General features: G+C 63.3%; 12 protein-coding genes. 6 read left to right on the top strand and 6 right to left on the bottom strand.

The annotated features are described in order from the left end of the window. Positions 1-3: 3 nt before the first annotated feature. The 6 genes from ACX82Z_RS14860 to ACX82Z_RS14835 all read right to left on the bottom strand — a co-directional run bounded on the left by ACX82Z_RS14860 (position 4) and on the right by ACX82Z_RS14835 (position 7,821). Positions 4-1,059, bottom strand: coding sequence for an isocitrate/isopropylmalate dehydrogenase family protein (locus ACX82Z_RS14860; protein WP_459589838.1), 1,056 nt, complete (start codon positions 1,057-1,059; stop codon positions 4-6). A 1-nt stretch (position 1,060) separates the two neighbouring features. Continuing rightward, the gene (locus ACX82Z_RS14855; RefSeq protein WP_459589836.1) at positions 1,061-2,158 is read right to left on the bottom strand and encodes a 4-oxalomesaconate tautomerase; all 1,098 of its coding nucleotides are present in this window, start codon (positions 2,156-2,158) and stop codon (positions 1,061-1,063) included. A gap of 127 nt (positions 2,159-2,285) precedes the next feature. Further along, positions 2,286-4,283 (bottom strand): tripartite tricarboxylate transporter permease, encoded by a 1,998-nt coding sequence (locus ACX82Z_RS14850; protein WP_459589835.1) that lies wholly within the window; start codon positions 4,281-4,283, stop codon positions 2,286-2,288. Positions 4,284-4,389: 106 nt separating this feature from the next. Beyond that, positions 4,390-5,487 carry a Bug family tripartite tricarboxylate transporter substrate binding protein gene (locus ACX82Z_RS14845; RefSeq protein ID WP_459589833.1) on the bottom strand — a complete coding sequence of 366 codons (1,098 nt, stop codon included), beginning with the start codon at positions 5,485-5,487 and terminating at the stop codon, positions 4,390-4,392. 279 nt (positions 5,488-5,766) lie between these two features. Beyond that, positions 5,767-7,152 carry a sensor histidine kinase N-terminal domain-containing protein gene (locus ACX82Z_RS14840; RefSeq protein WP_459589832.1) on the bottom strand — a complete coding sequence of 462 codons (1,386 nt, stop codon included), beginning with the start codon at positions 7,150-7,152 and terminating at the stop codon, positions 5,767-5,769. 3 nt (positions 7,153-7,155) lie between these two features. Beyond that, entirely contained in the window at positions 7,156-7,821 is a 666-nt protein-coding gene (locus ACX82Z_RS14835; protein WP_459589831.1) for a response regulator transcription factor, read from the bottom strand. Positions 7,822-8,041: 220 nt separating this feature from the next. Here ACX82Z_RS14835 and ACX82Z_RS14830 point away from each other — a divergent pair, with 220 nt between their 5' ends. The 6 genes from ACX82Z_RS14830 (at position 8,042) to ACX82Z_RS14805 (ending at position 13,952) form a co-directional block, all read left to right on the top strand. Next, complete coding sequence (locus tag ACX82Z_RS14830; protein WP_459589829.1) at positions 8,042-9,109, top strand: Bug family tripartite tricarboxylate transporter substrate binding protein; 1,068 nt, start codon at positions 8,042-8,044, stop codon at positions 9,107-9,109. A 184-nt stretch (positions 9,110-9,293) separates the two neighbouring features. After that, positions 9,294-10,598 (top strand): ABC transporter substrate-binding protein, encoded by a 1,305-nt coding sequence (locus tag ACX82Z_RS14825; RefSeq protein ID WP_459589828.1) that lies wholly within the window; start codon positions 9,294-9,296, stop codon positions 10,596-10,598. A 76-nt stretch (positions 10,599-10,674) separates the two neighbouring features. Further along, a complete protein-coding gene (locus ACX82Z_RS14820) occupies positions 10,675-11,556 on the top strand; it encodes a branched-chain amino acid ABC transporter permease (RefSeq protein ID WP_459589826.1) in 882 nt (293 codons plus the stop codon). Positions 11,557-11,558: 2 nt separating this feature from the next. Beyond that, entirely contained in the window at positions 11,559-12,518 is a 960-nt protein-coding gene (locus ACX82Z_RS14815) for a branched-chain amino acid ABC transporter permease (protein ID WP_459911807.1), read from the top strand. Next, on the top strand, positions 12,506-13,252 hold the full coding sequence (locus ACX82Z_RS14810; protein ID WP_459589824.1) for an ABC transporter ATP-binding protein: 747 nt from the start codon (positions 12,506-12,508) through the stop codon (positions 13,250-13,252). The genes ACX82Z_RS14815 and ACX82Z_RS14810 overlap by 13 nt, the downstream gene beginning before the upstream one ends. Then, positions 13,245-13,952 carry an ABC transporter ATP-binding protein gene (locus tag ACX82Z_RS14805; protein WP_459589822.1) on the top strand — a complete coding sequence of 236 codons (708 nt, stop codon included), beginning with the start codon at positions 13,245-13,247 and terminating at the stop codon, positions 13,950-13,952. Before ACX82Z_RS14810 ends, ACX82Z_RS14805 begins: the two co-directional genes overlap by 8 nt. The last annotated feature ends 90 nt before the right edge of the window (positions 13,953-14,042 follow it).

The following is a 14,042-nucleotide window of genomic DNA, read 5'->3' as shown; positions in this document are numbered from 1 at the left end:
TTCTTAAAGTACGCCGACGACGGCTTTCGTGAAGGCCTTCGTGCCGAGCGCGCCGCCGAGATCGGCGGTGCGGGTCGCCGGATTGTCCAGAACGGCGTCGATCGCCTTCTCGATTGCCGTCGCCGCATCCCTGAAGCGCTGATCGTCCTTGCGGCGACCGTGCCAGTCGAGCAGCATCGCGCACGACAGGATCATCGAGGTCGGGTTCGCCTTGTCCTGACCGGCGATGTCGGGTGCCGAGCCATGCTGCGCCTGCGCCGCTGCGTGGTCGTCGCCGGCATTGAGCGAGCCTGCCAATCCGAGGCTTCCCGAAAGTTCCGATGCCAGATCCGACAGCGTGTCGCCGTAGAAATTGGTGGTGCAGATCACGTCGTAGCGCGAGGCGTCGCGCACCAGAAGCGCGGCCATTGCGTCGATCAGAACGTCATCGAGCGTTACGTCCGGGAAGTCCTTCGCAACCTCGCGCACTGTCTTCAGGAACAACCCGTCGGTGAGCTGGAACGCGTTGGCCTTGTGTACGGCCGTCACCTTGCTGCCGCGTTGGCGCGCAAGTTCGAACGACCGCCGCGCGATGCGCTCGATGGCGAAGGCCGTGACCTTTCGCATCGAGATCGCAACGCCCTCGACCGGCATGAACTCGCCGGGGCCGCTGACCATGTTTCGGTCGGGATACATGCCCTCGGTGTTCTCGCGCATGATGACGAGATCCATGTCGGTGCCGCGATGAGGAATGCTGGGGCGCGTGCGCGCCGGGCGCACATTTGCGTAAAGATCGAGCCCGATGCGGAACGCGGCAGAGAAATTGATTCCGCCCTTGTCGCGCGGCGGATAGTCAAGGTTCGACATCGGCCCGAGCAGGATGCCGTCCAGCGTGCGCGCCAGCGGCAGAATGTCGTCCGGCAGGCTGGTGCCGTGCGTCTTCAGCGCCGCAAGGCCAACGTCGCGATGCGTGTAATCGAGGCCGAGGGAGAATTTCGCATCGACCGCAGCAAGCACGTCGAGGCTGGACGCCATGATTTCGGGGCCGATTCCGTCGCCGGCGAGAACCAAAAGCTTCATCTCAAGCCTCCCCGTTCCAGACGGATGCGGGGACGTGAACCTCGCCGGTCATCAGCTTGCGCGCCGTGCGGATCGCGCCGCCACTGACGACTGCCAGCTCGGGGCCGCTGCCGCTGGTCTTGAGCGCAACGTCGATCTCGCCGGTCGGATGTTCGATCAGGATCACGCGGTCGTCGCCTTCCGGGCGGTCGGCAAGACCATCCGATACGGAGCCTTCCAGCGTGGCGCAGGTGGAGACGCAAAGCGCGCCTGTCACCGCGAAGGCGGCATGCGCCTTGTGCGGCACGAAATAGCGGGCGGCGATATGGCCGCCATTCTTCGGGGCGGCCAGCATGGCCACCTTGGGAATCACCTTGCCGGTGACGTCGCCGAGACCCATGCGCTCGCCAGCGATTTTTCGCATCGCTTCCATGCGGGCGAAGAAGGCGGTGTCGGCGTCCAGTTCGGCAGGCGTCTCGTAGCCCGTCTTGCCGAGGTCGGCAGCGCGGAAGATCATCATCGGCACGGCGACATCAATCAGCGTAACGTCGATGCCGTCGATTTCCTCGCGCAACGCGCCGGTCGGCAGGAGCTTGCCGGTCTTCGAGCCGACAATGTCCATGAAGTTGAGGCGCACGGGAGCAGCCGTCCCCGGGACGCCTGCGATCTCGGTTTCGCCGGCATAGACGACGCCGTTTTCGTCGGTCCGGACGACGGCCTCGATGCGGCTGCTGGTGTTGATGTTGAAGATGGTCACGGCCGTTTCGCCATTCTTCGGCGCGACCATGCCGCGCTCGATGGCGAAGGGACCGACACCGGCCAGAATATTGCCGCAGGAGGGCGCAGTGTCGACGAGCGCGTCCGTAACCGAAACCTGTGCGAACAGATAGTCGACGTCCACGCCCTCGCGGGCCGAAGGGCTGACCATCGCGACCTTCGAGGTGAGCGTATCCGCACCGCCGAGGCCATCGATCTGGCGGCTGTCGGGCGAGCCCATGGCGGCGAGCAGAACCCTGTCGCGAGCGGCTTCATCGGCGGGCAGGTCGGTGGTGACGAAGTAGGGGCCCTTCGAGGTGCCGCCGCGCATCAGGATGCAGGGTATGGAAATCTGGTTGGTCATGTCCGTCCGGATTTTTCTGGCCCGGCTTGCGGGCGTGGGAAATCGGGCCGCAAGGGGCTGGTGAATTCAGCAGGCGACCATCGGAAAAAGGGGAACCGCGCCGGTCGGCGCGATTCCCACCAAGGTCCTAGCGCAGCGGCCAGACCAGATGCTGCCAGTAATATTGCTGCAGCAGGCCTTCGGGCATCTGCATGTTCAGCGCCGAGACGAGAACCATGATCAGCCCTGCCGCGGCCGCCGTGAGGAGGATCGTCGTCAGCCAGTTCGCTTTCGCCACCACCTTCAGGAAGATCACGAAGAAGGCGATCACCGCGAGGAAGTACCCGACGAGGCTGATCAGACCGACGAAGCCGGCGAGCCAGGCGACATATTTGAGCGGACCGACAGGACCGTCGTCACCGACCTTACGCTCGTCCTCTCCATCGAAGACCTCCGGGCTGGCCCGATTGCCGCGAAGCTGCGGCCACAGCACCCACAACGCGGCTGCCAGACCGAAGATCGCGATGCCCGCCGGAAACACCTTCGCCAGGAAGGATAGGTCGAGCGACTCGTAGCCGGTGAAGAGGAACAGCGCCAGGATCAGGCCCGTGAACGCGATCTGCGGCCACATCTGGGTGGTGTCGGCGATCTTGCCGCCGCCCTCGGTCTGGATCTGTCCGCCGCCAGCCTTGTTCGAACGCGCGCCAAGCCACACCGACAGGATGATGATCAGTGCGATCGCGATCACGATCGGGCGACCGAAGAAGCTCCAACCGGAGAACTGCACGGCCTGATAGAGGTAGCGCTCGCCCTGCGTTGCCAGCACGAAGCCGATCAGGAAGGCCGGACGTGGCCAGCCGAAGCGGCGCAGAAAGATGCCGAACACGCCGAGAACCAGAAGCGCGACCAGATCCATCAGGGAGCGGCTCGGCTGGAAGGCGGCAAAGGAGATGATCAGCAACATGAATGGTGCGATCAGCGCGTAGCGGACTGTCGTGATGCGGGCGATGCCCGGTGCCAGAACGATACACAGGATCGTGCCGACGACGTTGGCGATCGCGAGCGACCAAACGATCGTGTAGGTGATGTCGAGGTTGTCGCTGACCATTGAAGGCCCGGGTTGCAGGCCGATCAGGATCATACCCGCAAGCAGGATCGCCATCGAACCGGAGCCCGGAATGCCGAAGAGAAGGGTCGGGACGAGGCCACCGCCTTCCTTGGCGCTGGTGGTCGATTCGGGCGCGATGACGCCGCGAATGTCGCCCTTGCCGAACTGGCTCCGGTCCTTCGAGGTCTGCACGACATGGCCGTAGGCGATCCAGTCGACGACCGATCCGCCGAGGCCGGGGATCATGCCGAGGATGGCGCCGAGACCCGCGCAGCGAAGCGTCAGCCAGCGATACATCCAGCTATCCTTGATGCCCTGAAGCCAGCCGGAGCCGAGGCTCGAGGTCTTTTCCGCGATGGTGCTGTTCTTGCGCAAGAGGTCGCCGATCTCCGGTATCGCGAACAGCGCGAGGCCGACGACGACGAGCGGCACGCCATCCATCAGGTAGAGCGTGTCGAAATCCATACGGTATTCGCCGGTGGCGGGCGCGGCACCGACCGAGCCGAGCGCGAGGCCCGCGGCACACGCCGCAACGCCCTTTGCAAGGCTCTGGCCCGAAAGGACGCCGACCATCGACAGGCCGAACAGGGTCAGCATGAAGAGTTCGGCCGCGCCGAACGACAAGATGAGCGGACGGGCGATCAAAACGCAGACCGTCAGCACCAGAGCGCCGAAAAGGCCGCCGACGAGAGAGGCGGTGAAAGCGGCTGATAGCGCGCGTGCTGCCTGCCCCTTCTTGGCGAGCGGGAAGCCGTCGAGAATGGTCGCCTGCGATGCACTCGAACCGGGAATGCCCATCAGCACCGAAGCGAAGGTGTCGGATGTGGCGAGAACCGGCAGGATGCCGACCAGCATCGCGAGAGCCGCCGTCGGCTCCATCCCGTAGACGAACGGGAGCAGCAGCGACATGCCGACGATTCCGCCCAGTCCCGGCAAGACGCCGACCACGAGACCGACGAGAACGCCGATCATGAGATACATGAAGTGATTAAGCGTCAGCACATTGCCGAGCGCCTGGGTTAAGGCCTCAACGATCATGACATTGTCCTGTGAAATGGCTCAGCGGTGCCGTGGGCGATCATTCGCATCCACCCGCACGAAACGAAAAAGGCACCGCCCTTGAGGCGGTGCCTTGCTCTGCGTTCTAATCCAGCATGACCTGGAAGTTTTGCGACAGGTACTCGCGCACCCATTCGCGTGCTTCCGGATCGATCGTGGTCGCTACGGAGTAGAGACCGGCGACATCGCCACCGACGGCCTGCTCATACTCGCCGAGGATTTCGCCCTTTGCGGCCTGAAGATCAGGGTCGTTCACCGCATCGATGAAGGCCTGACGATAGGCTTCGACGATTTCCGGCGGCGTGCCGTTGGGCAGCATGGCCGGTTTTTGCGCCGCGAAGCCCGAGCCGAAGAACGCCATGTAGGCGTCGAAGGCAACGCCCGAAGGCGCTTCGCCATGCATCATCTCGTAGGCTTCGACGAAGTGCGGAACATCCGGGAAGGTCGGATCGCGCTGAACGTTGCCTTCGGCGTCGAGGACGCCCCAAGAGAACAGCGGGACCACATTGCCGGCCTCGACCATCGGCTGGACATTGGTCAGGTACGCCGACGAGGTCTGGTAGTCGATGGTGGCTTCACCGCGCTCGAAAGCAAGGCGGCCGTCGCCGCGGCCGGTCATGCCGAAGACATGGCGGACGTTGAGCCCCAGCACCTCGAAGGCCAGAAGCGGCACGAGGTCGAGCGAGGTTGCGCCCTGGCTCGCATAGACGAGTTCACGGTCGGTGATCTTGCCGAGTTCGGACGCGTCCGCGACCTCGAAGCTTGCCGGGATATAGACCACGCCGCCGGTGGGCGACACGATGACCGGTTCGAGGTCGGCATATTCGTAACGCACGCGGCGGTCGCCGAGCAGGTAGGGGAACTGGGTCGATCCGGACGTTCCGATCAGCGCAAGACCGTCGGGACGGGCACGGGCGACGAATTCATTGGTGCCGGTGATCGATCCGCCGCCGGGCACGTTGCGCACGATGACGTTCGGATTGCCGGGAAGGTGCTTGGAAAGGTAAGGCGCATAAAAGCGCGCCCAAACGTCCGAGCCGCCGCCTTCGGAGAAGGGCATCCACCATTCGATGGTGCGTCCGGAGAAATCCACATCGGCGAAAGCAGGCGCCGAAGTCACGATCGAAATCGCGGCGATTGCAGATGCGGCAAGTCCTCGCGCGAAGCGAAGTGCATTTTTCATAAGGAACCTCCCTCAGGTCTTTTTTTGGCCAAGCCAAAGGCACTGCCCGCGTCCCTTGCGCCCCGTGGCTGATCGGTTCGACGGTGGTGGAGACAGGGCGCGCAGACCTGAACAGGAAAGACGCTTGCGGCTCCTCCCCAAGCTTGGAACGCGTATCATGCATCATGAAGCTGTCGAAAAGCTGTCGGGTTTCCCGGTCAGGTTTTCCGTATGAAATACAAGGCGCTAGAATGAAGTCGCCTTGCTTTCGATGATCTTTCGCCACGCTAGGCGAGTGGATCAGGCAGCGCGCGGAAGCGTCAAGCGGATGGTGCATCCTGAAGGATTCGGCAAGATGACGGCGTCGCCGCCGGCTCCCGTTGCGATCGCGCGCACGATGGAAAGGCCAAGCCCGCAACCGTCGCCCTGAATGTCTGAAAGCCGCACGAAACGCTCGAACACCTTGTCCGATGCCTCCGGTGGTATGCCCGGCCCGTCGTCAGCGACGGTGATGGTCGCGAAATCACCGTCCAGTCGCGTCGACAGATGCAGTTTTCCGCCATTGCTACAGCCATATTTCAGCGCGTTGTCGATGAGGTTGTCGACCGCTTCCTCCAGCATGACGCGGTTTACCCGAACCGGTAAAGGCGTTTCGGTCGCGTCCAGTTCGATGTCGACGCCTGCCTTGAGGGCGCGCGGTACGTGGCGGCGAGCAACATCCGCGACCAGAGCGGAGACCTCCACCGGAGGGCCGTCCGTCTCGCCGCCCTTATGATTGGCGACGTCCAGCTTGAGCAATTGCTGGCTCATGCGCGAAAGCTGCCGCGCGGCGAGCGACAAATCTTCCAATCGTGCCAGACGGCTGATCTCGTTGCTCGAGGAGAGCGCCGCATCCGCCTGAGCCTGAATGGACGCGACCGGGTTGCGCAACTGATGAGCGGCGTTGCCGATGAAAGCGTTGCGCCGTTCAAGCTCGGCCTGAAGGCGGGCGAAAAGCGTATTAATGGTCGTGACCAGCGGTGAGACTTCGGCTGGGACGGCGCGCTTGATCGGGCTCAGATCGCTTTCGGAGCGCAGCCCCACCGCGTCGCGAAGCCCGCGCAGAGGTGCCAGACCGCGATTGATGCCGAACCATACCAGCAGCGCGGCCGACCCGATGACGAGCACGAGGTTGAGCACGGACTGTGTGAGCAAGGTCAGGCTCAGCGCCTGTCGCTGTGTGACCGTCTGCCAGACCTGCACATTAGTCCATCCGGAAAAATCGGGATCGGCTATATATTCGCGCAACATCACCGCGCGGACGGGATTTCCCTGATAGACCGCGTCGAAGAAAAACGGATCGCCATTCGCTTCATCGAAATTGCGCGGCGGCGGGGGCGCGTCCGAATGTCCGGTCACGAAACGGCCATCTGCCGCACGGACCTGATAGTAGATCGGGTCGCCCAGCGCGCCGACGAGCGAAGCGCGCAGCGAATCCGCTACCAGATCGCCTTTCGTCAGGACGACCTCGCGGGCGACCGCATGGGCGACGAGCCTCAACGTGTCGTCGTAAAGGGCGCGCGACGTCGCCTGTGAGGACACATAGGTGACGATGCTCGACACCAGTGCGACCAGAACCAGCGGCGCAATGATGAACCTGAAAAGGCGCTTTCGAAGACTTGGCGGGCGGCGGGCGGCGACGTTCAACGGTCAGGTCTTCTGCAAAACGTAGCCGAGGCCGCGGATGGAACGGATCGTCACTCCGTCGCCTTCGATCTTGCGGCGCAGCCGCGACACCAGAAGCTCGACGGCGTTCACCTCGACATCGGCACCGGTCCCGTAGATCGTGTCGCAGAGCGCATCCTTCGACACAACCCGCTCGACATTGTCGAACAGCGCTTCCCAGAGCGCATGTTCGCGCCGGGGCAGAGGGATTGCGCCTTTTGGGCCTGAAAGCTGCCGCGCAAGGCGGTCGTAGGACAAGAGCCCATAGACCTCGATCGCCTGAAGGCGTTTTCCGCGCCTGCGGCCCAGTGCGCGAACGCGGGCCGAAAGCTCCGCCATCTCGAAAGGCTTTGTCAGATAGTCGTCGGCTCCCGCGTCCAGCCCCATGACGCGATCCTCAAGCCCGTCCCGCGCCGTCAGGATCAGGAACGGAACGTCGTCGCGCTCGGCGCCGATCGCGCGGATCACCTCGAGCCCGCTCCGGTTGGGCAGGTTGATGTCGACGATCGCCAAATCCGCCCCGTTCGCCGACAAGAACGCTGCGCCGTCGTCGCCGGCCGCCAGCCAGTCGACGGCATGACCCTCGTCCTCCATCGCCTGAATGACGGCGCGTGCCAAAATGGCGTTGTCTTCGATCAATACGATGCGCAAGCGCGTGCCTCTATCTGCATCACTTGTGTACTTGTCCCGGCAGCGAGACTAAAAGCGATGGCAGCGAAAATCGTATTCTTGCCCGTGGCTGGCAAGTCTTTTCGATTGGACATCGGCGGGAGGTCCATTCAGCCGCTTTAGGAACCGAAGGTCAACGTCAGAGTGACTCGGCCGCACTTGGAGGAAGGCAATGCCTGGAGGTTGGAGATGGCCGGCGTGCATGCTGGCAGCAGCGACGGGGCTTGCGATGCAGGCGTCCGGTGCGGCTGCCGAGGTCAGCTTCGAAGGCAAGACGGTCGACTGGATCGTGCCCTTCACTGAAGGCGGCGGCTCCGATACCTGGGCGCGGTTCAACGCGCCCTTCCTGCAACGGCATCTGCCGGGAAACCCTGAAGTCCGCATCGTCAACGAGCCGGGTGGCGGAGGCACACGCGGTCCGAACACGTTCGTCAGCCGTGCGCGGCCGGATGGGCTGACCATACTCGGCACGTCGGGATCGACGCAGTTTCCCTATCTGCTTGGCGATCTGCGCGTCCGCTACGATTACAGCGGTTGGAACCCGGTGATGGTCGCCCCCACCGGCGGCGTGGTCTATGTTTCATCCGAAACCGGACTACAAAGTTATGAAGATGTCGGCGAACTCGCCGACCAGCGACTGACATTCGCCAGCCAGGGACCGACGTCGCTCGACCTTGTGCCGATGTTGGCGTTCCGGCTTCTCGGTTTCGATGTCAGCTACGTGTTCGGCTATACCGGTCGCGGCGACGGGCTGGAGGCCATGCGCCATGGCGAGGTCAGCATCGACTACCAGACTACCGCCTCTTACCTGCGCAATGTCGTTCCGATGATCGAGAACGGGGAGGCGGTGCCGCTGATGTCGTGGGGCGTCATGAACGCACAGGGCGAGATGGAGCGTGATCCGACATTTCCCGATTTGCCGATCGTCGAGGAAATCTACGAGATGATCCACGGCACTCCACCGTCCGGTCCCGACTACGAAGCCTATCGCGCCTTCAACATCGCCGGTTTCTCGGCACAGAAGATGGTGATCTTGCCGCAAGGTACGCCGGAAGACATCGTCGAGACGTGGCGGCAGGCGTGGCGCGATGTCTTCAAAGACCCTGAATATCAAGCGACGGTCGGAGCGGTGCTGGGTGCCTACGAACAGGTGACCGACGAAGCGGCGGTCGAGCTTTTCAAGGCAGGAATCTTCATCGATCCGGACGTGCGGGCAAATGTGCTCAAGCTGCTTTCCGAGGAATACTCGGTCACGCTGTCGGGCCAATAAATACTGAGCATCCGAGCCGCCGCAACGGGAAAATGCCCTAACGTCAGATTGTTTCGCGCGGCGATATTGCCACGTACGAACTTTGATGATTTAGTTCGTACACATGCAATTATCCGGTGCTGGGAGGCGTCGGGAAAAAGCGTCCGGCGCACCGTCGTCAGGGCCGTAAAAATGGGGAACCGGCATGACTGATACGACCAGGAAATTCCTTCTTCCCGAAAAGAAACTGACGCGCCGCGCAGCGCTCACCGGACTTGCCGCGACGGCTGCCGTTGCAGCCGGTCCGGGCTTCGTGCGCTACTCGCAGGCGCAGTCCTCCGAGCCGATCCGCATCGGTTTCCAGGCGCACCGCACCGGCATCGGCGCAGCTTACGGTCGCTGGTATGAGCGCACGACGATGGCCGCGCTCAAGCACATCAACGACAATGGCGGTATCAACGGCCGGCCGGTCGAGATCATCACCGAAGATGACGGCACGGACGCGCGCCGCGGCGCGGAAGTCGTCGAGCGCTTCGCCAACCAGCATCGCACCGACGTCGTTTTCGGCACATTGTTCTCCAACGTCGTCATTGGCTCGGCGCCGACGGCGGGCGAACTGAAAATCCCCTATTATGTCGTCTCGGAGGGCTATCACGTCGCCTCGGGCCGAATGAACCGCTGGGTGGTGCAGCCGGGCATTTCCGACACGCGCGCGCAGATGACCGCCGTCGCGCCATGGGTGTCGGAAAATGTCGGCAAGCGCATCACCATGATCTATCCGGACTATGCGCTCGGCCACGATCACTGGAACTATTTCCGCCCGGCCTTCGAGGCGGCTGGCGGCGAGGTGATCGCCGGCATCGCGATCCCGCCGACCGAGACCTCCTTCACGCGCTATCTGCCGCAGATTCCATCCGACACGGATGCGATCTATCACATCATGATCGGCCCGGCCGTCCTGACTTTCGTACGCGAATTGGGCGAGTTCTTCGGCACCGGCGGACCCGCTCTGTTCGGCTTCATCGATTCGCTCGAAGGCGTCGACATCAACTCCCCCGGCCTCGAATTCCTCGAGGGCAGCCACTTCTGGGAGGGCATGCCGCGCTATCTGCAGGAGGGCGCGCCGGACTACGAGGTAGCCTATCGCGAGGCGGTCGGGATCGACGAGAACGGCGCCAGCGCCGCCGACCCGCGCGATGTGTCGACCGCCGCGCATATGTTCGGCTGCTGGGAGACGCTGCACGTCATCAAGCAGGCGATGGAAGCGGCGGACTATCAGAGCATCGACGACCGTGCGGCTCTGATCGAGGCGACCGAGGCGATCTCCGAAATGCCGGCCGGCATAGAACATCCGCAGGGCGACAAGCTGTTCATCCCGCAGATCCACCAGACCTTCGCCCGGCAGAACGTGTCCGTTCTTCAGAACGGGCGGCTGGACGTCGTCCACACGACCTCGATCGAGGACAGCATGTACGAGCCGGAAGCCGATTACACGACGCAGCCGCTCTGATCTCAAGGTCAGTCTCACGCCGCCGGATCGCCTGACAGCGATCCGGTAGCCGACCCACCTAAATGGCCGGTATCGGATGGCTTTCGGACCCTTTTTATTTCTCGCGACCCTCGAAGGGCTCGTCACTGCCGCGGTGCTGACGCTGACTGCGCTCGGCCTGTCGCTGGTCTTCGGTGTGATGCGTGTCGTCAACGTCGCCCACGGCGAGTTCTTCATGCTCGGCGCGGTCATCGCCTGGGCGGTGACGACCATGCTGACCGGTCATCCGGCGATCGGCTTCGTCGCGGCTCTCGTCATCAGCCCGCTGATCGTCGGAGCCATCGCGCTCCTGTCCGAGCGCCTCGTCCTGAAGCGTCTCAACTACGATCCCGAAGCCACGATCGTCGCGACGATCGGCATGCTCTACATCATTCAGCAACTGGCGCTGATCTTCTTCGGGCCAGACGCGCGGGCGGTCGCGCCGCCATTCAATCACCGCCTGCAACTGCCCTGGTTCGGCTATTCGAGCTACAAGCTGGCGGTCATCGGCTTTTCGATCCTCGTCCTGATCGGCACCTGGTACGTCCTGACGCGCACACGCATCGGCCTGATCATGCGCGCAACACAGTATGACAGCGAAACGGCGCAGGCCTTCGGCATCCCGGTCGACCGCGTCTATGCCGGCGTCTTCGCGCTCGGCGCGATGCTCGCCGCCGTCGCGGCCGTCCTCGTGGTGCCGACCAGCCAGGCGCATTACCTCATGGGCCACGATCCGCTTTTGATGTCCTTCATCGTCGTCATCATCGGTGGGCTGGGCTCGCTGCGCGGCACGGTTATCGCCGCCGTGCTGATCGGGGTCAGCAACGGCATCATCTCGGTCTTTTTCACGCCGACGCTGGCGACGATGATCGCCACGCTCGCCGTGGCGCTGGTGCTCGTGTTTCGCCCGCAGGGCCTGTTCGGAGCGGCGCCGCGATGAATATGGCAAGCCTCAATTCGCGCATCGTCATCCTGCATCTGGCGGTCGTCGCCGTGCTGTTCGCCCTGCAATATGTGCTGCCGGTCTATCACCATGGCGTTCTGTCGCGCATCATGGTGCTGGCCGTTTTCGCCATGGGCTACAACATCCTGTTCGGCTATGGCGGGCTGCTCTCGCTCGGCCACGCCATGTTCTTCTGCGCCGGTCTCTACGGTGCCGCGCTGCCGGTCTACCACTATGGGTGGGGCGTGATCGAAGCCTTCGCGCTCGGCATCGCCTGCGGCGCGGTTTTGGCGCTCGTCGTCGGCTATCTGGCATTGAAGACCACCGGCCCCGCCTTCCTGATCGTCACCTTGATGTTCGGGCAGGTCTTCTATCTCGTCACCCTTTATTTCGCCAACTGGACCTATGGCGACGACGGGCTCGTTCTCAGCCAGGCCATGCGCTCGCTCCAGATCGGCGACACCACGATCCAGCTTTCCAATCCCGACACGCGTTTTATCATCGCGTGGCTTTTGTTCTCGACCGCGCTTTTCGTCACACTTTTCGTGGTGCGCGCGCCGTTGGGACGCGTCCTCGTCGCTATTCGCGAGAACGAGGAGCGAACGCGTATGCTCGGCTATGATACGTTCCGCGCCAAACTGATGGCGATGGTCGTTTCGGGCGCGATCTGCGCGGCATCGGGCGCGGCCTATGCGCTTCTCTTCGGCTATGCCGGATCGGGCTTCGCCGAGGTGCATTATTCGATCCTGCCGCTTTTGTGGGTGCTGACAGGAGGCGCGGCGACAACGCTCGGGCCGCTGCTCGGCACCGTCTTCATGTTCTACGTGGTCGATATCACCTCGCTCTACACCCATGCCTATATGCTGGTAGTCGGTGCGGCGCTGATCTTCCTCATCCTGTTCTTTCCGCGCGGCCTTCTGGGCACCGTGCGCGAGAGGTGGTTCCCATGGCTGCCTTGAGCCCGCTCATCGAGACAAAGGCGCTGAGCCGTCATTTCGGCGGGCTGAAAGCCGTGCAGGAAGTCGATTTCAGCCTTTCGTCCGGCGAAATTCGTGCCATTATCGGGCCGAACGGGGCGGGTAAGACGACTTTCGTCAGCCTGCTTTGCGGGCGCATCCTGCCGACATCGGGCACCATCACTTTCGACGGGCGCGACATCACGAAAATGCCCGCCCATGCCCGCGTCCTCGCCGGCATCGCCTATACGTTCCAGATCACCAGCGTCTATCCCAAGCTGACGGCGCGCGAGAACGTCGCGCTCGCCGTCCAGCGCCGGCTGACGCAGGCTGGCACCTTCTCGCCAGCCGCGCTGTCAACCGGCGTCGAGGACGCGCTCACGCGCGTCGGCCTGTTGAGCCGGGCGGGCGAACTTGCCGGCAACCTGTCTTATGGCCATCAACGTCTTCTGGAAGTGGCGATGGGGCTGGGCCTGAGCCCGCGCCTTCTCATCCTCGACGAGCCGACGCAGGGACTGTCGGACGGCGAGATCGCCGGCTTCAACGACCTGATCCGCGACATCGCGAAGGAGGCGACGGTCCTGCTCATCGAGCACAACATGGCTGTCGTCATGGAACTGGCCGAGCGCATCACGGTAATGAACATGGGCCGCATCCTCGCCGAGGGCACGCCCGAGGAAATCCGCGCGAACGAGGCCGTGCAGCGCGCTTATCTGGGGAGCGAGAGCGATGGCTGACGCGCTCGTCATGAAGAACGTCGACTGCTTTTACGGCAACGTGCAGGTGCTGCGTGGCTTCTCGCTCGAATTGAAGCGCAACGAGGTTCTGTGCCTGCTCGGCCGCAACGGCGCGGGCAAGACGACCGCGTTGAAGACCATCATGGGGCTTGTGCGCGTTCGCGCAGGCTCCATCCATCTTGGCGCAACCGAGATCAGCCGGCTTGCTCCGCATGAGGTGCCGCGCACCGGTGTCGCTTATGTTCCGCAGGGCAGGCGGCTTTTCTCCGAACTCACCGTCGACGAAAACATCCAGATCGGCCTGATGGCACGCGGCAAGGGCAAGGCGACACGCGAGAGCGTGCTTGATCTTTTTCCGCTCCTGCGCGAGCGCCTGTCGCAGGTTTCCGGCACGCTTTCGGGCGGAGAGCAGCAGATGCTTGCGATGGCCCGCGCGCTCTGCCTCGAACCGGAAGTTCTGCTTCTCGACGAGCCGACCGAGGGTCTGATGCCGTCGATGATCGCGCGCATCCGCGACACGGTCGCCAAATTGCGCGAACGCGGCGTCTCGACCATCCTCGTCGAACAGCGCGTCGATGCGGTCCTGTCGCTGGCAGACCGCATTTCCTTCGTCGAAAACGGTCAGAACCGCGAGACCGTTTCCGTCGAGGCGGTGCGCGCCGATCATGACCTCGTCAACCGGTATGTCGGGGTAAGCTGACGATGACGAGCCGCGGAACGAGGCCTGTCCTCGAACGGGAAAGTAGGCTCAAAATCGTTTGCAAGCGAATGAAAATGAGCGCATGCTCGC

This window comes from Aliihoeflea sp. PC F10.4 (genome assembly GCF_054612275.1).
Note: the sequence above shows the minus strand (reverse complement) of the source record. Positions and strands in the feature narration are given on the sequence as shown.

Coding starts and splice junctions, on each gene's coding strand:
- ACX82Z_RS14820 (WP_459589826.1), top strand. CDS start 10,675: ATGGCTTTCGGACCCTTTTTATTTCTCGCGACCCTCGAAGGGCTCGTC.
- ACX82Z_RS14815 (WP_459911807.1), top strand. CDS start 11,559: ATGGCAAGCCTCAATTCGCGCATCGTCATCCTGCATCTGGCGGTCGTC.
- ACX82Z_RS14845 (WP_459589833.1), bottom strand. CDS start 5,487: ATGAAAAATGCACTTCGCTTCGCGCGAGGACTTGCCGCATCTGCAATC.
- ACX82Z_RS14830 (WP_459589829.1), top strand. CDS start 8,042: ATGCTGGCAGCAGCGACGGGGCTTGCGATGCAGGCGTCCGGTGCGGCT.
- ACX82Z_RS14855 (WP_459589836.1), bottom strand. CDS start 2,158: ATGACCAACCAGATTTCCATACCCTGCATCCTGATGCGCGGCGGCACC.
- ACX82Z_RS14805 (WP_459589822.1), top strand. CDS start 13,245: ATGGCTGACGCGCTCGTCATGAAGAACGTCGACTGCTTTTACGGCAAC.
- ACX82Z_RS14810 (WP_459589824.1), top strand. CDS start 12,506: ATGGCTGCCTTGAGCCCGCTCATCGAGACAAAGGCGCTGAGCCGTCAT.
- ACX82Z_RS14825 (WP_459589828.1), top strand. CDS start 9,294: ATGACTGATACGACCAGGAAATTCCTTCTTCCCGAAAAGAAACTGACG.
- ACX82Z_RS14860 (WP_459589838.1), bottom strand. CDS start 1,059: ATGAAGCTTTTGGTTCTCGCCGGCGACGGAATCGGCCCCGAAATCATG.
- ACX82Z_RS14850 (WP_459589835.1), bottom strand. CDS start 4,283: ATGATCGTTGAGGCCTTAACCCAGGCGCTCGGCAATGTGCTGACGCTT.